This is a genomic window from Microbulbifer sp. YPW1, assembly GCF_013367775.1.
Taxonomy (GTDB): Bacteria; Pseudomonadota; Gammaproteobacteria; order Pseudomonadales; family Cellvibrionaceae; genus Microbulbifer.
The window spans coordinates 3,622,492-3,640,546 of sequence record NZ_CP055157.1; the positions used below are offsets into that span (position 1 = coordinate 3,622,492).

16 protein-coding genes are annotated in these 18,055 nt (G+C 58.2%); 10 read left to right on the top strand and 6 right to left on the bottom strand.

Annotated features, from left to right (window positions below; translation table 11 throughout):
- Window positions 1-41 precede the first annotated feature (41 nt).
- Complete coding sequence (locus HUW35_RS14720; protein ID WP_181253002.1) at window positions 42-2,105, bottom strand: transglycosylase SLT domain-containing protein; 2,064 nt, start codon at window positions 2,103-2,105, stop codon at window positions 42-44.
- A 162-nt stretch (window positions 2,106-2,267) separates the two neighbouring features.
- Here HUW35_RS14720 and HUW35_RS14725 point away from each other — a divergent pair, with 162 nt between their 5' ends.
- The gene (locus HUW35_RS14725) at window positions 2,268-4,151 is read left to right on the top strand and encodes an ATP-binding cassette domain-containing protein (protein ID WP_181253003.1); all 1,884 of its coding nucleotides are present in this window, start codon (window positions 2,268-2,270) and stop codon (window positions 4,149-4,151) included.
- Between the two features lie 72 nt (window positions 4,152-4,223).
- On the opposite strand, the gene HUW35_RS14730 is transcribed toward HUW35_RS14725, so the two are convergent.
- Window positions 4,224-4,667, bottom strand: coding sequence for a universal stress protein (locus HUW35_RS14730; protein WP_181253004.1), 444 nt, complete (start codon window positions 4,665-4,667; stop codon window positions 4,224-4,226).
- Window positions 4,668-4,879: 212 nt separating this feature from the next.
- On the opposite strand from HUW35_RS14730, the gene HUW35_RS14735 reads away from it, so the two are divergent.
- The 4 genes from HUW35_RS14735 to HUW35_RS14750 all read left to right on the top strand — a co-directional run bounded on the left by HUW35_RS14735 (window position 4,880) and on the right by HUW35_RS14750 (window position 9,448).
- Window positions 4,880-5,416: a hypothetical protein gene (locus HUW35_RS14735; RefSeq protein ID WP_181253005.1), complete on the top strand. Its 537-nt coding sequence runs from the start codon at window positions 4,880-4,882 to the stop codon at window positions 5,414-5,416.
- Window positions 5,417-5,725: 309 nt separating this feature from the next.
- The gene (gene topA / locus HUW35_RS14740) at window positions 5,726-8,470 is read left to right on the top strand and encodes a type I DNA topoisomerase (RefSeq protein WP_181253006.1); all 2,745 of its coding nucleotides are present in this window, start codon (window positions 5,726-5,728) and stop codon (window positions 8,468-8,470) included.
- Window positions 8,471-8,478: 8 nt separating this feature from the next.
- Window positions 8,479-9,021, top strand: a complete 543-nt coding sequence (locus tag HUW35_RS14745) for a DUF6586 family protein (RefSeq protein ID WP_181253007.1) — start codon at window positions 8,479-8,481, stop codon at window positions 9,019-9,021.
- A 172-nt stretch (window positions 9,022-9,193) separates the two neighbouring features.
- Window positions 9,194-9,448, top strand: a complete 255-nt coding sequence (locus HUW35_RS14750; protein WP_181253008.1) for a hypothetical protein — start codon at window positions 9,194-9,196, stop codon at window positions 9,446-9,448.
- Window positions 9,449-9,575: 127 nt separating this feature from the next.
- On the opposite strand, the gene lexA is transcribed toward HUW35_RS14750, so the two are convergent.
- Window positions 9,576-10,184: a transcriptional repressor LexA gene (lexA, locus tag HUW35_RS14755; RefSeq protein WP_078084290.1), complete on the bottom strand. Its 609-nt coding sequence runs from the start codon at window positions 10,182-10,184 to the stop codon at window positions 9,576-9,578.
- Window positions 10,185-10,430: 246 nt separating this feature from the next.
- On the opposite strand from lexA, the gene HUW35_RS14760 reads away from it, so the two are divergent.
- Window positions 10,431-11,072, top strand: a complete 642-nt coding sequence (locus HUW35_RS14760) for a TIGR00730 family Rossman fold protein (RefSeq protein ID WP_181253009.1) — start codon at window positions 10,431-10,433, stop codon at window positions 11,070-11,072.
- A gap of 171 nt (window positions 11,073-11,243) precedes the next feature.
- Here HUW35_RS14760 and HUW35_RS14765 read toward each other — a convergent pair whose 3' ends face one another.
- Window positions 11,244-11,576, bottom strand: a complete 333-nt coding sequence (locus HUW35_RS14765; RefSeq protein ID WP_181253010.1) for a DUF6763 family protein — start codon at window positions 11,574-11,576, stop codon at window positions 11,244-11,246.
- A 289-nt stretch (window positions 11,577-11,865) separates the two neighbouring features.
- Here HUW35_RS14765 and HUW35_RS14770 point away from each other — a divergent pair, with 289 nt between their 5' ends.
- From HUW35_RS14770 to HUW35_RS14785, 4 genes are all read left to right on the top strand, one after another.
- Window positions 11,866-12,516: a TetR/AcrR family transcriptional regulator gene (locus HUW35_RS14770; RefSeq protein ID WP_181253011.1), complete on the top strand. Its 651-nt coding sequence runs from the start codon at window positions 11,866-11,868 to the stop codon at window positions 12,514-12,516.
- A 75-nt stretch (window positions 12,517-12,591) separates the two neighbouring features.
- Entirely contained in the window at window positions 12,592-13,605 is a 1,014-nt protein-coding gene (nagZ, locus tag HUW35_RS14775) for a beta-N-acetylhexosaminidase (RefSeq protein ID WP_181253012.1), read from the top strand.
- Between the two features lie 128 nt (window positions 13,606-13,733).
- Entirely contained in the window at window positions 13,734-14,852 is a 1,119-nt protein-coding gene (locus HUW35_RS14780; protein WP_181253013.1) for a mechanosensitive ion channel family protein, read from the top strand.
- Window positions 14,853-15,161: 309 nt separating this feature from the next.
- On the top strand, window positions 15,162-15,377 hold the full coding sequence (locus HUW35_RS14785) for a cold-shock protein (RefSeq protein ID WP_066964075.1): 216 nt from the start codon (window positions 15,162-15,164) through the stop codon (window positions 15,375-15,377).
- A 311-nt stretch (window positions 15,378-15,688) separates the two neighbouring features.
- Here HUW35_RS14785 and HUW35_RS14790 read toward each other — a convergent pair whose 3' ends face one another.
- Together HUW35_RS14790 and HUW35_RS14795 are read right to left on the bottom strand one after the other, a co-directional pair.
- Window positions 15,689-16,924 (bottom strand): DUF819 domain-containing protein, encoded by a 1,236-nt coding sequence (locus tag HUW35_RS14790; RefSeq protein WP_181253014.1) that lies wholly within the window; start codon window positions 16,922-16,924, stop codon window positions 15,689-15,691.
- Between the two features lie 106 nt (window positions 16,925-17,030).
- Entirely contained in the window at window positions 17,031-17,897 is an 867-nt protein-coding gene (locus tag HUW35_RS14795) for a CsiV family protein (protein WP_181253015.1), read from the bottom strand.
- Window positions 17,898-18,055: the final 158 nt, after the last annotated feature.

Genomic DNA, 18,055 nt, shown 5'->3' on the forward strand with positions numbered 1-18,055 from the left:
TTTCCCGCCTTCAAGTGGGCCTCGCTGGCCTCCGGTTCCGGTTACAGCTTGGCCTCAGCTTCATTTTTCCTGAGTAGTTGCGTCTTGTCGCCACTGCGGTAGGCATAGATCACCGAATAAGACAGCACATTCTGCACGTACTTGCGGGTCTCGCTGTAGGGGATCGTCTCGATCCAAATATCAAATGGCAGCTTCTTGTCGGTGTCCTTAAGCCAGCGGGAAACCCGCGTCGGCCCCGCGTTGTAGGCGGCGGCAGCGAGAAAGCGATTGTTGTCGAATCGGTTCAGTAGCGAATTCAGGTAGTAAGCGCCCAGGCTGATATTGGTGCTGGGGTTCAGCAGGTCCCAGCTGCGGCGATAGGGAACACCGGCCTTGCGCGCCGTGGCCCTGGCGGTGGAGGGCAGCAGTTGCATCAGGCCCATGGCGCCCGCATGGGATTTGGCGTCGTGGCTGAAATGGCTTTCCTGGCGGGCAACGGCCAGCACCAGATAGGAATCCAGTGCGGTTTTCTTGCCCATGCGACCGGCCACGTCCGAGACGATATCGGAAAAGGCGAGCGGGAATCGCAGTTCCAGGTCATCCAGATAGTCTGCCGCCAGGATCGACTGGATCGACTTGTGGTACCAGCCCCAGGAGCTCGCCACCTTGCCGGCAGTCATCAACTCTTCCGTGGTCATCTTTTCGGTGGCGTAATCCCACTCCCGGCGGGCGTGGTAGAACTCACCGATAGCCTGTAATTCCTCGGCACGCTGCATTCCCGGCAGGGCCGCGACCTTGTTCACCAGCTCGGGAGTGATCGGCGCCGGACGATCCACAAAGCTGTAGTCCTTGCCGAGGGTGTCGGAGGCGAGAAAGCCGTAGTAGCTGCGTTCTTTCGCTGCTTTCTGCAGTAGCTGCTGAGCCAGTGCCGAGCGTTCGGCTTTGTTCTTGCTGCTTGAGCCGAGCTGTTCGTTGATCGCGCGGGCTTTCCAGTAGAGCCAGCGGTCCCAGTTCTGATCGGTTTCCGGCAGCTGGTCGATCCAGAACTCGACCTGCGCCCAGTCCATTTCGCGCAGGGACTGGCGGATCAGCCACTCGGATGTGCGCAGATCGAAAAATCCCGGATTCGATTTGATCAGCTGTTCCAGCCCCTTCTGGTCATCCTGGCGGGCAAACTGCAGTGAGAGGTAGCGCAGGAAGCGGTCGCGCTCCTCGTCATTGAACAGGTAGCTGGCGCTGTAATGTTGCCAGGCCAGGCTGGTCTTTTGCGCATCCCGCGAGGCGAGACGGCGCAGGCCAATTGTGACGATATCGCGGTAATCGGGATGCTTTCCGGTGAAGCGGTCGTAATTGAGCAGGAGATCTGGATCGCGGTACACAGAGCGCATCAGCTCGGCGCGCTTTGCGCGGTCTTTGTCCAGATTGCGGGCGATATAGCTGGCGAGATCCAGGTTGCCTGCCCGCACCGCGAGGGTGTGGCGTTGCCAGGCGCGATCCTGGGTCAGGCCGCCATCTTTCATCCAGCGGGCGAACGCGGGGTCGCACTCCTTGGGTTGCGAGGCGCCCACGGTCCACAGCTCTTCAATCAGCGCGTAGGCCTCTTGCTTGTCGCCGTGGCGGGACAGGGCATCGACGTAATAGCAGCGAAGCTGGGTGCGACGGATCTCGTCAGGACGGTAGTATTTCAGGTAGGCGCGGAAGCGCTCGCGGCTGCCGAGTTCACGCAGTACTCGCACCCGCATCCAGTCGCCGATGGCAGTACCATCATATTCCTCGAGGAAAGCGTCGATCTCGTCATAGGGGAGGCGTGAGAGCCTCTTGCTGATGTTCCAGTAGTCGATATACGGCAGCAAAGGGTAGTCTTTCAGCTCCTTTTTGAGCTGTTTCAGGCGGCGTTGGTCATTGCGGGCGATGGCAAGCCGCGCCTCCTGCAGTTTCTCTCTTTTGGCGACCGCGGCCCGGGCGGCCTTGACCTCTTTGCTCTCCGCCCTGGGCGGAGTCGCCACCGAGGGAGCGGTGCGGCTGGTTTTGGCTACCTGTTGCGTGCGAGCATCGGCACCAACTGCGAGGTTGGACACCAGCAGTGCCATGGAAAGAATGGCGAGTCCTGTGCTGCCAATCGACATACTAAAAACCCGATTGAGAAATCGCTTATTCGAAGCAAGCAGAATAAAGCGTAAAATGTCCTTTTTCACCCCGGCACCGGTAAAAACTGTGACGGCGGACGCCTTCGAGCGCGCTCGCGGTAGATTTGTACTGGTGCCCCAAAAATATTGTAGTGCTTATTTATGTTGCTTCAGTTGGATGGCGTTTGTTTACGCTATGGCGTTCAGGTACTGGCGGATCACGTCGATGCGAAAATAGAGCGTGGAGATCGGATCTGTCTGGTAGGGCGCAATGGCGAGGGCAAGTCCAGCTTGTTAAGCCTGATCGGTGGTAGGGGAGATCCCGATGAAGGGGAGATCGTCCGCCAGAGCGGTACCGTGCTGGCGACCCTGGAACAGGCGTTGCCGGAGGATTGCACGCACACCGTTTACCAATACGTCGCTGAGGGGCTGGGGGATGTCGGTACCTGGCTGGCGCAATACCGTGAGGACCAGGACCCGAACCTGCAGGCAAAAATCGAAAGCGCCCACGGTTGGGAGTTGCTGGCAAAGATCGACAGTGTGCTCGACCGGCTTGATCTGGATGAGGGTGCGCGGGTAATGGACCTGTCTGGGGGATGGCAGCGCCGTGCGGCACTGGCCCGTGCGCTGGTAACCGAGCCTGACCTGCTGATCCTCGATGAGCCCACCAACCACCTGGACATTGCAGCTGTGGAGTGGTTGGAGAATTTCCTCGCCACCTATCGCGGCGCACTGTTGTTTGTGAGCCATGACCGGGCCCTCGCGCAGAGACTGGCGACTTCAGTGTGGGACCTGGATCGCGGGCGCCTGCGGGTATTCAATTGTCCGTTTGATCGCTATCAGCAGGAAAAGGAAAAACTGCTGGAGGAAGAGGCGCGCAACGACGCGCTGTTCGATAAAAAGCTGGCGCAGGAAGAAACCTGGATCCGCCAGGGCATCAAGGCGCGCCGTACCCGCAACGAGGGGCGGGTGAGGGCGCTGCAGGCCCTGCGTCGGGAGCGTCAGGCGCGGCGCGAGCGCCAGGGTGTGGCGAAGATGGCGCTGGACTCGGGGGAGCGCTCCGGCAAGCTGGTGGCGGAACTGAAAGGCGTTACCTTCGGCTTTGAAGGTGACGCTGCGCCGCTGATCCGCGATCTGGATTTCACGCTGATGCGGGGCGACAAGGTCGGCCTGATCGGCCCCAATGGCGCAGGCAAAAGTACCCTGATTCGCCTGCTGCTCGGGGAGATCGAGCCGCAAAGTGGCAATATCCGCCTCGGCACCAAGCAGCAGGTGGCGTACTTTGACCAGCGTCGCGATACGCTCAATCCTGACCTTACGGTGGCGGACAATATCGCCGAAGGGCGTGAAAACATCGACGTGGGTGGAAGCAGTCGCCATGTAATGTCCTACCTCAGTGATTTCCTGTTCACCGGCGTAAAGGCGCGCACCAAGGTTGGAGCCCTGAGCGGCGGGGAGCGCAACCGCGCGTTGCTGGCCAAGTTGTTCAGCCAGCCGGCAAATATCCTGGTGCTCGACGAACCTACCAACGACCTGGATGTGGAGACCCTGGAGCTTCTCGAGCAGTTGCTGATGGATTTCTCCGGAACCGTGTTGCTGGTGAGCCACGACCGTGCCTTCCTCGACAATGTGGTGGAGAGCTGCCTGGCGTTTGAAGGGAACGGCGTGGTGCGCGAGTACGTTGGCGGTTACCAGGACTTCGTTCGCCAGGGAGGTCGCTTCCTCAGTGCGGAGGAGCAGCTCAGGACTCGCAAACAGGGCGCGGCGGAAGCTGTGTCAGAAACGCCTGAGCCGCAGGCGGAGAGCAAGCCCAAGCCGGAGAAGGGTAAAAAGCTCAGTTACAAACTGCAGCGCGAACTAGATGCCTTGCCGGCAAAAATCGAGTCGCTGGAAAATGAAATTGCGGCGTTTGAGGAAGAGATGGCGGCACCGGATTTTTACCAGCAGGACAGCGACACGGTGCAGAAGCGCCTGCAAGCGCTGGCGGAATTGCAGCAGGCGCTGGAAGAGGCATTCGAGCGCTGGGCCGAGCTGGACAGCATGTAGCTCGATAGGTAACTGCTTGATGCAACGAGCGCGTTGGGCAGTTAAAGCATTCGGGGGCGCAAGCCCCCGTTTTTATTCCTGTGGCGCGTGTACCCGCACGGCCAGTACATCACATCCCGCACCGTGCAGAACCCCGTTTGCGGTTGATCCCAGCAGCAGGGCCAGCCCGTGACGACCGTGACTACCAATAACAATCAGATCGCAGCCGGACTCCTCCGCCAACCGGTGAATTTCCGTTGCCGGCTGTCCCAGCAGTACATGCTGGCGGTCTGCGGGAATATTCAGGTTTGCCGCCGCTTTGCGCAGTTGTTCCTTGGCCTGGTTCTGTAGCTGTTCCTGGACTTCCGACAGGTCCATGGGAACATCGCCACCATAGGCGAAGGTCAGGGGTTCGATGATGTGCGCGAGACTCATTTTCGCGCCGCTGCATGCGGCGAGCTCCGCTGCGCGATCCAATACCTGAGAGGATTCTTCAGAGAGGTCCAGTCCAACCAGTATGTTGTTGTAGCCTGCCATGGGGCCCCCGCGGTTTGGGTAAGTTTCATAAGTATGTTTACTGTATGGGCGCGGGCGGATACCTCAAGCCCGGTCACTTTATTGAGTCTACTTTAAAAAAACGGACTTGACACAACCGCCAGCTTGCGGAGAAAAATGCGCGCCCCGAAGTGGCTCGCGCCAACGGCGTCGAGTTGTACACAAGTTCATCAATTGACAGGGAAGAACCCATCATGGCCTCCTGGTTGCCAATAGTCGTTATTTTTTTCGCCGTCGCGCTGGTGATCGGCCCCGTCATGTGGCTGAAACCCAGTAGCCGCGACAGGAAACTCGCAGAGCTGCGCCAGCGCGCGGCCTCGTCGGGCTTTAAAGTGCAAATGCAGCCGTTGCCCGCTTCCCAGGGGCAGGGCAATGCCGCGGTATATTTTTCCCAGTGGCGCAACCCGCGCCGTCTGCAGACGGGGTGGGGGCTGGAATTACAGCGTGTGGAGCACGAGATGCACTTTGACGGCGTGTGGGATTGGCGCAACGGCCGCGAGGCCCCGGAGGCCGCGCGCTCGGCACTGAAAGAGCTGCTCGGTATGTTGCCGGCAGATGTGAGCGCAGTTTATGCAAACGACAGCGGCCTGGGTGTGCAGTGGCGGGAGCGCAGTGGTGATGGCGGCCTGTCAAAGCTCCAGGAGGCGCTCACCAGCATGCGCCCGGTAATAGAAGAAGCAATACGTCAGTCCACCCCGCGGCAGGAAGAGGGCGCCGATCAGGCCCGCTGACTTGTGATCGGGTGCCCGGCGTCGTGATCTGGTCTACTGTTTCTAGCGTTCCTCCCGGTATTGCTGCGTAGGCAGGCTGGACGTTTGATACGGGTGCTTGGAGGGCTTTACCGGGTTGTGAGCTGGCCTGAACCATTGGCCGATTGATCGGTCACAACCGGTTACGAAGCATACAATTTGGTCATCAATTTGAGATGCTCGCTTGACCGCACTGGGGGCGGAGCATATATATTCGCGCAGCGCACAGTCGATTACGGCCGCTGCCTAAAGTGCGAAAGCAGTAAATTTTCTATTAAAAATCAAAAGCTTATGGGTAAATCACTGGTCATCGTCGAGTCGCCGGCGAAGGCGAAAACGATCAACAAGTATCTCGGAAAGGACTTTGTGGTGAAGTCCAGTATCGGTCACATCCGGGATCTTCCCACCGGCGCTTCCAACAAGCAGCCGGTTGACGCCAAGGAGCGCGCTCGTCGCGCAGCGGAAACCCGCAAGCTGTCCCCCGAACAGAAAGAGATCTACAAGCGCAAGAAAAGCCGTGAGCAGTTGATCAAGCGGATGGGGATTGATCCCGACCACAACTGGGAAGCGCACTACGAAATTTTGCCCGGCAAGGAAAAAGTCGTGGACGAGTTGCGCAAGCTCGCTGCGAATGCCGACCACGTCTATCTCGCAACGGACTTGGACCGCGAAGGGGAGGCCATCGCCTGGCACCTGCGGGAAGCCATCGGCGGCGACGAAACCCGCTACCGTCGCGTGGTGTTTAACGAGATCACCAAGTCCGCGATCCAGGAAGCATTCAAGGATCCGGGACCGTTGGATATCGATCGGGTCAACGCGCAGCAGGCGCGTCGATTCCTCGATCGTATCGTGGGTTATATGGTGTCCCCGCTGCTGTGGGAAAAGGTAGCCCGCGGGCTGTCTGCCGGACGCGTGCAGTCCGTAGCGGTGCGGCTTGTGGTCGAACGCGAGCGCGAAATCCGCGCGTTTATTCCCGAGGAATACTGGAATCTGTTTGCCGATACGCAAACCGCCAAGTCCGATGCCCTGCGCCTGGAAGTGAAAAAGCAGGCGGGCGAGGCTTTCCGTCCGACCAATGAAGAGCAGGCCATGGCGGCCGTCAAAGCCCTTCAGTCCAGTGACTTTGAAGTTACCGCCCGCGACGATAAGCCCACCAGCTCCAAGCCCAGTGCGCCGTTTATCACTTCAACCCTGCAGCAGGCCGCCAGTAACCGGCTCGGCTTCAGTGTGAAGAAAACCATGATGATGGCCCAGCGGTTGTATGAAGCGGGTTACATCACCTACATGCGAACCGACTCCACCAACCTCAGCGCCGAGGCGGTGTCATCGGTGCGCGAATTTATCGGCGAGAATTACGGCGATAAATACCTGCCGGAAAACCCCAACCGCTACAGCAGCAAAGAGGGCGCCCAGGAAGCGCACGAGGCGATTCGCCCCTCTGATGTGCGCGTCAAACCGAACATGCTGTCCGGTATGGAGCGTGATGCCGAGCGTCTGTACACCCTGATCTGGCAACAGTTTGTAGCCTGTCAGATGACACCGGCCCAGTTTACTTCTACCTCTGTGGTGGTGACCGCGGGCGATTTTGAATTGCGTACCCGCGGCCGCGTGATCCGTTTTGACGGCTTCCTCAAGGTCGCACCGGCGCAGAGCAAGAAAGATGAAGATCTTGTGCTGCCGGATATCAAGGTGGGTGAAAAACTCAACCTGCAGAAGCTGGACCCGAAACAGCATTTCACCAAGCCGCCGGCCCGTTTCAGCGAAGCGGCACTGGTAAAAGAGCTTGAGAAGCGCGGTATCGGCCGTCCATCCACCTACGCGTCGATTATTTCCACGATCCAGGATCGCGGCTACGTTCGTCTGGAAAACCGCCGTTTCTACGCGGAAAAGATGGGCGACATCGTCACCGATCGCCTCAGTGAAAGCTTTACCGACCTGATGGATTACGGCTTCACGGCCAGCCTGGAAGAGTCCCTGGATACGGTGGCGGAAGGCAAAAAAGGTTGGAAAGACCTGCTGAATGAATTCTATTCCGACTTCAGCAAGCGTCTCGAAGTCGCCCAGGACAAAGACGGCGGTATGCGTCGCAATGCGCCTACTGACACCGACATCGAATGCAGCAGCTGCGGTCGCCACATGCAGATCCGCACCGGTTCTACCGGTGTATTCCTCGGTTGTTCCGGTTACGCGCTGCCGCCGAAAGAGCGCTGCACCAACACCATGAACCTGGTGTCCGGTGAAGAAGCCGTGGATGCCGACAAGGACGAAGAGGCTGAAACCCGCCAGTTGCGGGACAAGCGTCGCTGTAGCAAGTGCGGCACCGCCATGGACAGCTATCTGGTGGACGAACATCGCAAGCTGCACATCTGCGGTAATAACCCGGACTGCCCCGGCTTTGAGGTGGAAAAAGGCACCTTCAAGATCAAGGGCTACGATGGCCCGGTGATCGAATGTGACAAGTGCGGTGCGGACATGCAGTTGAAGTCCGGTCGCTTTGGCAAGTACTTCGGCTGTACCAGCGAAACCTGCAAAAACACCCGCAAGCTGCTCAAGAGTGGCCAGCCGGCACCGCCCAAAATGGATCCGGTACCCATGCCCGAGCTGCCCTGCGAAAAGGTGGATGATACGTATATCCTGCGCGATGGCGCCTCGGGCCTGTTCCTGGCGGCGAGCCAGTTCCCCAAAAACCGGGAGACTCGCGCACCGCTGATCAAGGAACTGCTGCCGCACAAAGACGAGATTGACCCCAAGTACAGCTTCCTGTTTTCGGCTCCCACCGAGGACAACGAGGGTCGCGACACAGTGGTCCGTTTCAGCCGCAAGACTCAGGAGCAGTACGTCCAGAGTGAGGAAGAGGGCAAGGCGACCGGCTGGAAGGCCTTCTATCGCGACGGTAAATGGCAGGTAGAGGCACCGGCCAAGAAAGCGCCCGCGAAGAAAAAAGCAGCCGCCAAAAAAGCACCTGCCAAGAAAAAGGCCGCAGCGAAAAAGGCCCCGGCCAAGAAGGCTGCAGCCAAAAAAGCCCCGACAAAGTAGGTTGCCCTGTGAGTAATCCGTATACGGGTACCGTGGCATCGGCCCTGCGTCGATGCCAGCTGATCCTTCAGTCTCCTGCGCCAGCGGCGGAACAGTCCAACCCGCTGTCGCCGGAGTCGCTCTATGAGAGTGCCCTGTGCCAGGGCGCGCTGCTGCAATTGTGGCGCGCCTACCGGGCGTTTCTGGCGGAGCAGGGGCATCAGTTGCAGCTGGGCTTTGCGCCCGGCGGTGAGCCGGAAACCGCGCATGCACTGGCGCAGCTGGTGGCCTCGCGTGGCAAGTTCAGTGCCGAGGTCAACGAGCTGGTCAGCCTGGCGGAGAATCCCGACAGCTGGTTCCAGGGGCTGGAAGCAGCCTGGCGGGCCCTGTGGCATCCTGCCGGGGGCGCGGTCCAGTCGCCCGCGGATTCTACCGGTGCGCAAAGCCTGATCCCTGTGCGGCAGCTGGATACTCGCGCGCCCGAAGCCCTGAATCGGGATTCCCTTGAGGAGTGGCTCCGGGCCCTGAATGAGCTGGTCCAGCGTCAGCGTGCCCACGGCCAGGAGTGGTAACTCCCACCATCAATGGCCCAGTTGAGGGCCAAGCCTGCCCGGCCCCGCCACTGATTAATCATTTGCCGCTGTGTTACACTGGCCTCAAATCACGCCGCGCCCGGTACCTGGTCGCGCTCTCGGATATGCGGGTGGCCGGTGTGAGGTAATTGAGAAGTAATTGGAGAAATGAATGTCTTCTGAGACCTACGAAATCATCGAGTTGTCCAATGGTGATGTAGCGCTGCGACGCGCTGGTCACAAAGAGGACCCGCTGGTGCGTATCCATTTCTCTGAGGAGAGTCTCGAGTTTCTGCGCGAGCACAAGATTGCCATTGCGCGGGCCATGCTTGAGGCCGGCATCGAGGCGGTACAGGATATCAATGAGCTGGAGCCGGAACCCTTCGAAGAAGAGGAAGTGGATATTACCGAGCACACCATCCACTGACGCAGCCTGCGAGTTTCGGGAAGCTGCGGGTAGTGGATACCTGTACTTTGGCCAGACATAAAAAAACAGGGCAATGGCCCTGTTTTTTTATGTCTGCTTTTTACTGTTTATGGCGAATCATGTGCCATTACAGGGGGTTCTGGCGAATGACGCCAACAGCCAGCCCCTCGATCGCGAAGTTTCTGTCGCGCATGTCTACCTCAATAACGTTGAAGTCCTCGTTCTCGGGCAGCAGCTGTACGGTTGCCTGATTTCCGCGGCGCTTGAAGCGTTTCACCGTCACTTCATCTTCGATACGTGCAACCACGATCTGACCGTTGCGAATGTTCTCTGTGCGCTGCACGGCCAGCAGATCACCGTCGAGGATGCCGGCGTCTTTCATGCTCATTCCGTGAACCCGCAACAGGTAATCTGCGGGAGGGTGGAAGAACTCTGCCGGAATCTCGCAGTACTCCTCGATATTCTCTTCCGCCAGGATCGGATTACCGGCGGCTACCCGGCCGACGATCGGCAGGCCGCTGTGATAGTCGGGAATGCGAATGCCGCGCGAGGCACCGGCAACCATCTCGATGGCCCCTTTGCGCGCGAGTGCCTTGAGGTGCTCTTCCGCCGCATTGGGGGAGCGGAAGCCCAGTTCCTGGGCAATTTCAGCCCGGGTAGGTGGGTAACCGGTATCGTCCAGGTAACTTTTGATCAGCTCCAGTACCTGTGCCTGGCGGGCGGTGAGATTTGTCATGGGCGCGTTCCTGTTGTTTCCGGAGTTATTCCCGGCATCTGTTCCTGGAGTCCGGTGTCTGTATTTATATACAGTTGCTGTGATTATATACAGATTTGGCGGGTGCGCAATCTTCCGGGGGCGGCGCCTGATTACTGCTAGACTTGAATGGCCCTGAGGCGGTTTATGTCTGCAGTTCCAGGCCGCAGGCCTCAACGGTTGGATTAAGTCGTGCAGGGCTGCGAATAGCGATAATGGAGAAGGCATATGCTGGATGCAAAAATGCCGGAAGCGTGGCGTGTGCTGCGCATTCAATCGGAACTCGTCGACGGTATCGAACGCCTGATTACCCTCAAAGGCGCGGTGACGGTTTTTGGCAGTGCAAGGTTTCCCGAAGATACGAACGAGTATCAGCAGGCCATGCGTCTTGGTGAGCTGTTGGCGAGTGAGGGTATCCCCGTGATTACCGGCGGAGGTCCGGGAATAATGGAAGCGTGCAACCGCGGCGCTTTCACTCAGTCCGGCGCTTCTATCGGCCTCAATATAGAGCTGCCTTTTGAGCAGACCCCAAACCCCTATCTGGATATCAGCCTGAACTTTCGCTATTTCTTCGTGCGCAAGTTTATTTTCGTCAAACACGCAGTGGGCTTTATCGCCATGCCGGGTGGATACGGCACACTCGATGAATTGTTTGAAGCGCTAACCCTGGTGCAGACGCAGAAAGTCCGACGCTTTCCCATTGTGCTGGTAGGAAAACAGTACTGGTCGGGCCTGGTAAATTGGATGGTGGATACGCAGCTTGCGCGGAATTGCATTGATGCGAGTGATCTCGAGCTGTTCAGGTTGGTGGATACCGTCGATGAGGCGGCAGAAATCATTGTCGAATATATTCGCGAGCGCGATGATTGAGGGTGAGCAACCGATCAAGGATCAGTGCCTGCTATTCGGAGAGGTCGATATCGGTAGTGTGCAGAAGTTGATGCTTCATGTTCGAGCGCAGGATTTTGGGTTCGTTCTTTTCCTTGGGAAGCGAAAGAACCCATTTGCCGCGGTTAACCTGAATCGGATTTGACCGCGGCCTCAGAAGCCCTCGTCGGTCCCCGGAAACGATTCGCCTTCCAGCCGATCGATAGCGCTCTGGGCGGGTGAGAAGAGGGGGCTGGTGAAGCCAGAATCCTCCGCGTCCTGCATCTCCTCGGCCAGGGTGCCATAGCCTGCATTGGCATCTTCCGGCGCGGCGGCGCCAATCACCGGCAGCCGTGGCCAGCTGTGAAAGTCGATCTCATCTACCGAGCCATCCACGTACTGGATTTCAATTGTCCGCGACGGATGGTCTACGGCGACCACCTCAAACAGATCACCGCTGTCGAAATTTTCAAACCAGCTGCCAATTTCTGGTGCGATTCTCGCCATGATGCAGCCCTCCTGATATTTATCAGTGCTGGCATTACCTATGCCTCTGTTCTCAATCTAGTGTGCGCGGGGCCCCCTCGGTAACGGAGTAGTCGCGAGATACCGCCTGACCAGGGCATTTTGTGCGCATGCGGTGGTTTTCGCGATGAAGTATCTGCTTGACTCGCATTCTGGTGAAATTGTGCGCAATGGCGGGTGGTTGGATTCTGTGCCGTCCCGCGGCGACTGTGCTAATCTCAGCGCTTAAACAAGTGTTTTAATTGATAGTTTGAATTGCTGTGAGCATGGTATGAGTCAGCTGGATACCGTAAACCGAATCCTCGATGCTGCGGAGGTGCTTTTTGCCGAGCGCGGCTTTACCGAGACATCCCTGCGAACGATCACCAGTACCGCTGGAGTGAATCTGGCCGCGGTGAATTATCATTTTGGTTCGAAAAAGGAACTGATTCAGGCGGTATTCGAGCGGTTCCTTACACCTTTTACGAAAAGCCTGGATGAGGAACTGAGCCGTCGACAGCAGGCGCAGGTCAGTGGTGAGGAGCTACAGCTGGATGACCTGCTGCAGAGCCTCTACCGGGTGGCGCTCGCAGGGCTGGCGGAAGAGGGGCGGGATCCCAAGCGGTTTATGCGCCTGCTCGGTCTCGCCTACACCCAGTCCCAGGGCCACTTGCGCCGTTTCATTGTCGCCCGCTATGGCGCCAGCTACCGGCGTTTTGCGGGGCAGTTGGCAAACGCACTGCCCCAGGTGGATCCGGTTACCTTCTACTGGCGTCTTTATTTTATGCTTGGCGCCACCATATTTTCCCTGTCGAGCTTTGACGCCATCGAAGCTATCCTGAGGGAAGATTTCGGTGCCGAGAGCGATCTCGATGAGACGCTGGCGCGATTGGCGCCGGCGGCTGCAGCGATGCTGACTGCGCCGGTATCCGGCGAGATTTGAAGGCCAGCGCGTATCCGGGCAAGCACATAGGCCCGGTCAGCCCGATTAATTGACTTGCAGTGGGAGCGGCAATCCATGTCTGTTCAGATTGGCCCAGTGATGATTGATGTAGAGGGTACCGAGCTCACCGATGAAGATCGGGAGCTGTTGCGGCACCCTCAAGTGGGCGGGCTTATCTTTTTTGCGCGCAACTACCGCGACCGTCCACAGCTAGAGGCCCTGATCAAAGATATCCGTGCCGTGCGCCCGGAGATTCTGCTGGCGGTGGACCAGGAAGGCGGGCGCGTGCAGCGCTTTCGCGAGTCATTCACTCGTATCCCTTCCATGCAGGCGCTCAGTGCCCGCGCCGACGCCCAGCAGCTGAAAGATGTCGGCTGGCTGCTCGCTGCTGAACTACTGGCAGTGGGTGTGGATTTCAGTTTTGCCCCGGTGCTGGATGCCGATGATGACTTCTGCCGGATTGTGGGGGACCGCAGTTTCGCCCAGGATCCTCTGGTGCTCGCGCAAAAGGCGCGGCCGTTTATGGCGGGGATGCACGAAGCGGGAATGGCGACCACTGGCAAGCATTTCCCCGGTCACGGTCAGGTGCTGGAGGACAGCCATGAAGAGCTTCCGGTGGACCAGCGAACCCTGGATGCCGTGCTCGCGTCAGACTGCGTACCCTTTGCCGAGTGCATTGCCGCAGGTGAGCTACAGGCAGTAATGCCGGCACACATTCGCTTTGCCAACGTTGATGAAAACCCGGTGGGCTTCTCGCGCTTCTGGCTGCAGGAAATCCTGCGCAAGCGGCTGGGATTCGACGGGGTGATTTTCAGTGATGACCTGACAATGGAGGGGGCAGGCGCGGCAGGCGGCTATGCGGAGCGCATCCGGGCGGCTATGCAAGCTGGCTGTGATATGGGCGTGGTGTGTAATAACCGCCAGGGCGCATTGGAGGTGCTGGAAGCGCTGGAAGGGTTTGAGCCCGACCCGTGTTCGAGCGATCGCCTGGCGCGCATGCGTGGTCGCGCCGCCATTGATAGCTGGAGCGCCCTCGAGGCCAACCCCCGCTGGCAATCCACCAGAGAGTGGCTGGCATCCTGGATGTAAATGGGCACAATAGGCGAATTTCGCAAGGCGCTACTCCAGTCGGGGCCAGCGCCCTTTTTACATGTACGTATTCGATCGACCTGTTAAGGCCAACGCCGAATAACCTTAAGTATTGAATGGAGTGATTTGTGGAGCAGGCTAAAGCGTTTTTGCGCTCCCTGGTGGGGGAAGACCGTTTCTGGATTGCCGAAGTTTTTCTGATTGTAATGGCGACTGCGTTTGCGGCGTGGCTTCTGGCGTTGCTGGTTAGTCGCTTGCAGGCGCGGGCAGAGCGCACCGTCAATCCCTGGGACGACGCGCTTTGCGGCGCGATCAATCCGCCGGCATCGATTCTGGTGTGGCTGGTGGGGCTTTCTGTTGCTGCTGCCAGGGCGGGTAAAGCTACCGGCGCAGAGATATTTACCCTGGCAATTACCGTTCGCGAGATTGGCTTTATCGTGCTGGTCACCTGGTTTGCGCTGCGATTTGCCAAGGCAGTGGAGAAGAACCTGGCGGATCCGCGTTTTATGGGCAAGCCGATGGATGCCACCACCGTACGCGCCATTGGCAAGCTGATTCGCGCATCCATCATGATCACCGCAGCCATGGTGATCATGCAGCACTTTGGCTATAGCATCAGTGGCGTACTGGCATTTGGCGGTATTGGTGGCCTGGCGATCGGCTTTGCCGCCAAGGATTTGCTGGCCAACTTTTTTGGCGGCCTGATGATCTACCTGGATCGTCCATTCAAAGTCGGGGACTGGGTGCGCTCACCGGATCAGGAAATCGAGGGAACCGTAGAAGATATCGGCTGGCGCCTTACCCGTATCCGTACCTTCGACAAGCGTCCCCTGTATATTCCCAACGGCGTGTTTACCCAGATTTCTGTCGAGAACCCTTCGCGCATGCTGAACCGCCGCATCTACGAGACCATCGGCATCCGTTACGACGATGCCAGCCTGATGGAACCGATCGTAAATGACGTGCGTGCCATGTTGCAAAACCACCCGGAGATCGACACCAATCAAACCCTGATTGTGAACTTCAATTCTTTTGCGCCGTCTTCCCTGGATTTCTTTATTTACACCTTTACCCGTACCACCGAGTGGGTGCGGTATCACGAGATCAAACAGGATGTGCTGCTGAAGATTCTGAAAATCATCGAGGCCCGCGGCGCTTCCTGTGCCTTCCCGACTTCGACTCTGCATATCGCGGATTTACCGGAGCTCGCGATTGCTCGTGACCGGGAAAAGTCTATTGGTGCGTGATGTATCTGATACCTGAATGACCGGTAAGCGACATAGGGCTAAATGGCATCAAATGTCAGAATTTGTGGCGTTGTAGTCGGTAAATTGGTGACTAATTGCGCATTGTTTGTGGGAAGTAACATTAATTTCACGTGTAAACCTAGACAGTGGCGCTGTTTTATCTAAGAATCAGTAACGGCTTATCTGGATGACCAGATGGGCACTTCGAGACAGTGGACCAGCTTCGTATAAGAGCTGGCCACGGCAATTGGGGTAGGCGCTTCGCCCGTAACCGGGGTAAGCGCAATAACAATAAATGAGGTTGGCTTAATGAGTGATCGCGTTACGGGTACCGTGAAGTGGTTTAACAATGCCCGGGGTTATGGCTTTATCACCTGCGCCGAAGGTTCCGAGGATATTTTTGTACACTACCGCAGCATTCGCGGTGACGGGTACAAAACCCTCAACGAGGGACAGGCTGTTGAATTTGAAATGCAGCAGGGTGACAAGGGTCTGCTCGCAGAAGATGTAGTGCCCTGCGAATAACACCCAGCCAGACGCACGCTCAATATAGCATTGCTTCGGCAGCCAAAGCTGCCGCGCTGCAGTGCCGGGGTTATCGTGTCGCCCAATAAAGAGGGCTCGTACGATAGTCTGCGCAAGTTGGTTTGTGCTGCTTGCGGGGCGTAAAGCGCTATAGCCGCGAATGCAGGTGTCTGTTCGCGCTGTCAGTGTAGTGGCGGCGGAATCTTGTAGCACCAATAAAAAAGCCCGGGATCTTCCAGTGTTTGCTGGAAGATCCCGGGCTTTTTTATTGGGCGATAGGGCGGCAATCCCGTGCCGCCCTGAGTAGGGCCTCAGCCGGCCCCAACTACCCGCAACAACTGCCCGCAGAACCAGGCGGCGTATGTGCCCAGTGCGTACCCCATCACCGCAAGCAATACGCCTACCGGGGCGAGTGATGGATGGAATGCCGCTGCGACCACGGGCGCAGAGGCCGCGCCCCCGACATTTGCCTGGCTGCCGACAGCCATAAAGAACGTCGGTGCCTTGATGAGTTTTGCGACCAGAAGCATCAAGCCCGCGTGTATCGCCATCCAGATCATGCCGAGTACAAACAGCTCCGGGCTGTTCTTCAGGGCGGTGATGTCCATGTGAGTGCCGATGGTGGCGACCAGGAAATAGATAAACACGGAGCCAACCTTGGCGGCACCGGCTCCCTCCAGTTTTTTGGCTGGGGTAAAAGCCATGGCGATACCGAGCGTAGTGGCAATAATGATCAGCCAGAAAAAAGAGCTGGTGAAGCTGAATCGGGCCAATTGCGGCGCATTATTCTGAAACCACGGCGCGAGGAAGTCAGCGCAAGCGTGGGCAATTGCCGTCACACCGAAGCCGACGGCAGCGATCAACATCAGGTCCTGCAGCGCGGGAATGCGCGCATGCTTGCGCTGCATACTTTCCACGCGCTCTCGCAGGGTATCGATGGCAGAGGTATCCGCTCCGCGTTTTGCGTCCAGGTTTTTCGCATTGCCCGCCATGATCAGCAGCACTGCCATCCACAGGTTGGCAACGATCACATCGACGGCCACCATCGCGGAAAAGACATCCCCGCCCACGTCGAAGATTTCTTTCATCGCGGCCTGGTTGGCGCCGCCACCAATCCAGCTGCCCGCCACGGTGGTCATTCCCCGCCAGATGGCATCTGGGCCGTTGCCATTCAGCATGCCTGGATCAATGGCCGACATGATCAGTAGTGCCAGTGGGCCGCCGATGACAATACCCGCGGTACCGGTTAAAAACAGGATTAGTGCTTTTGGCCCAAGGTTGACGATGCCTTTCAGATCGATGCTCAATGTCAGCAATACCAGACTGGCCGGCAGCAGGTAGCGCGATGCCACGAAGTAGAGGTTTGAATTGTGCGCATCGATGATGTGGAAGGTGGTCAGCAGCGATGGAAGGAAATAGCACAGGAGCAGGGCAGGTACGAAGCGGTAAAACCGCTTCCAGAAACGCTGTTCGCTGCTCGCGGTATAAAACACAAAGCCCAGAATCGCGGCGAGCATGCCGAGAATGATGGCGTCGTTGGTAATCATGGAAATTGCCTTATTTTTATGACTTCCTGAAATAAAAGCGGAAGAGTTGGTCAATCCAAAAGGAAAACGGCCCGCGGAGGGCCGTTTTGCAAAGTGCGTTGCGAGGTCAGCGGGAGAGCTCCATTGACTCTTCCTCGTCACCCGGCTCTGGTCCCTTTGCGACGGTGCGCACCTCAATCAGAACTCCCAGCTTGGGGTGGTCGATATAGTGCAGCTCGCCACTGCGTAGACGGCGCTCTTCATTAAGGACTGCCACGCGTGCAGCCATCTTGTGGGCTGGCTCGGCGGCCTCTGCGTAATCACCGTGAAATACCGCGGAGTCGGCGCTGGTGCTGTAGCCGAAGTCCCGATTGCTGTCTGTGCCGGAGCTTGCCAGATCCATGGGCTCATCGCCAGCGGTCTGGATTGCTGCGCGAGGGCGCGTAGGGACGGGGATGCCGCTGAGTTGGGTCTGGTCGCTGACGCTGCCGGTCTGGGGCAGCCATTCACTCAGCCACAGGTCGGTGCTCAGGTGCAGGTAGCGGGAAACGCTCAGGGTCACGCTACCTTCCAGTTGATGGTGGTTACCTTCCTGGGCGCCGCCGCTGATGAGCACTGCCGGGGCATTGCGCTCGTTTTGCAGTACCTGACGCCAGGTCTTGTGGAACAGGACCTTGTAGCCACGCGCGCGGTTCAGGGCGGCGACCTTGTTGTCCAGCTGGTTCGGGGCGGGTTGCAGGGCCGGGGTCATCGGGTCGGCCGCTGACGGGGTATCGAAATCTACCCACTGGTTGTCATAGTTCAGGCGCAGTGCCGTGGGCCAGGTTTCCCGGGAGCGATCCATGCCGCTATCCCGTGCGAAAACCACCATCTCAATTTCAAACTGGGTGCCTGCATAGCCGGCCGCCTGGGCGCCCGCAGCGCAGAGCGCCAGCAATGCGGCGCCGGTTAGCTGCTTCAGGCGAGTTGTGACCTGTTTGTTGGTGAGGGTCATCTTGATACCGCTTTATTCGTTGTGCCTATGCCGGGGCTTTTCGTTGGAGCCAGCCCCGGGGTCTTTGACCAGTGTCTGCCGTGGTGCTTCCAGAATCGCACTGTCAGAAGCGCCTTGAAAGCAAGCCGGATTCGCCGCCCCCGTTGGCGACGAATTCC

Coding starts and splice junctions, on each gene's coding strand:
- HUW35_RS14720 (WP_181253002.1), bottom strand. CDS start 2,105: ATGTCGATTGGCAGCACAGGACTCGCCATTCTTTCCATGGCACTGCTG.
- HUW35_RS14725 (WP_181253003.1), top strand. CDS start 2,268: ATGTTGCTTCAGTTGGATGGCGTTTGTTTACGCTATGGCGTTCAGGTA.
- HUW35_RS14730 (WP_181253004.1), bottom strand. CDS start 4,667: ATGGCAGGCTACAACAACATACTGGTTGGACTGGACCTCTCTGAAGAA.
- HUW35_RS14735 (WP_181253005.1), top strand. CDS start 4,880: ATGGCCTCCTGGTTGCCAATAGTCGTTATTTTTTTCGCCGTCGCGCTG.
- topA (WP_181253006.1), top strand. CDS start 5,726: ATGGGTAAATCACTGGTCATCGTCGAGTCGCCGGCGAAGGCGAAAACG.
- HUW35_RS14750 (WP_181253008.1), top strand. CDS start 9,194: ATGTCTTCTGAGACCTACGAAATCATCGAGTTGTCCAATGGTGATGTA.
- lexA (WP_078084290.1), bottom strand. CDS start 10,184: ATGACAAATCTCACCGCCCGCCAGGCACAGGTACTGGAGCTGATCAAA.
- HUW35_RS14760 (WP_181253009.1), top strand. CDS start 10,431: ATGCTGGATGCAAAAATGCCGGAAGCGTGGCGTGTGCTGCGCATTCAA.
- HUW35_RS14765 (WP_181253010.1), bottom strand. CDS start 11,576: ATGGCGAGAATCGCACCAGAAATTGGCAGCTGGTTTGAAAATTTCGAC.
- HUW35_RS14770 (WP_181253011.1), top strand. CDS start 11,866: ATGAGTCAGCTGGATACCGTAAACCGAATCCTCGATGCTGCGGAGGTG.
- nagZ (WP_181253012.1), top strand. CDS start 12,592: ATGTCTGTTCAGATTGGCCCAGTGATGATTGATGTAGAGGGTACCGAG.
- HUW35_RS14785 (WP_066964075.1), top strand. CDS start 15,162: ATGAGTGATCGCGTTACGGGTACCGTGAAGTGGTTTAACAATGCCCGG.
- HUW35_RS14790 (WP_181253014.1), bottom strand. CDS start 16,924: ATGATTACCAACGACGCCATCATTCTCGGCATGCTCGCCGCGATTCTG.
- HUW35_RS14795 (WP_181253015.1), bottom strand. CDS start 17,897: ATGACCCTCACCAACAAACAGGTCACAACTCGCCTGAAGCAGCTAACC.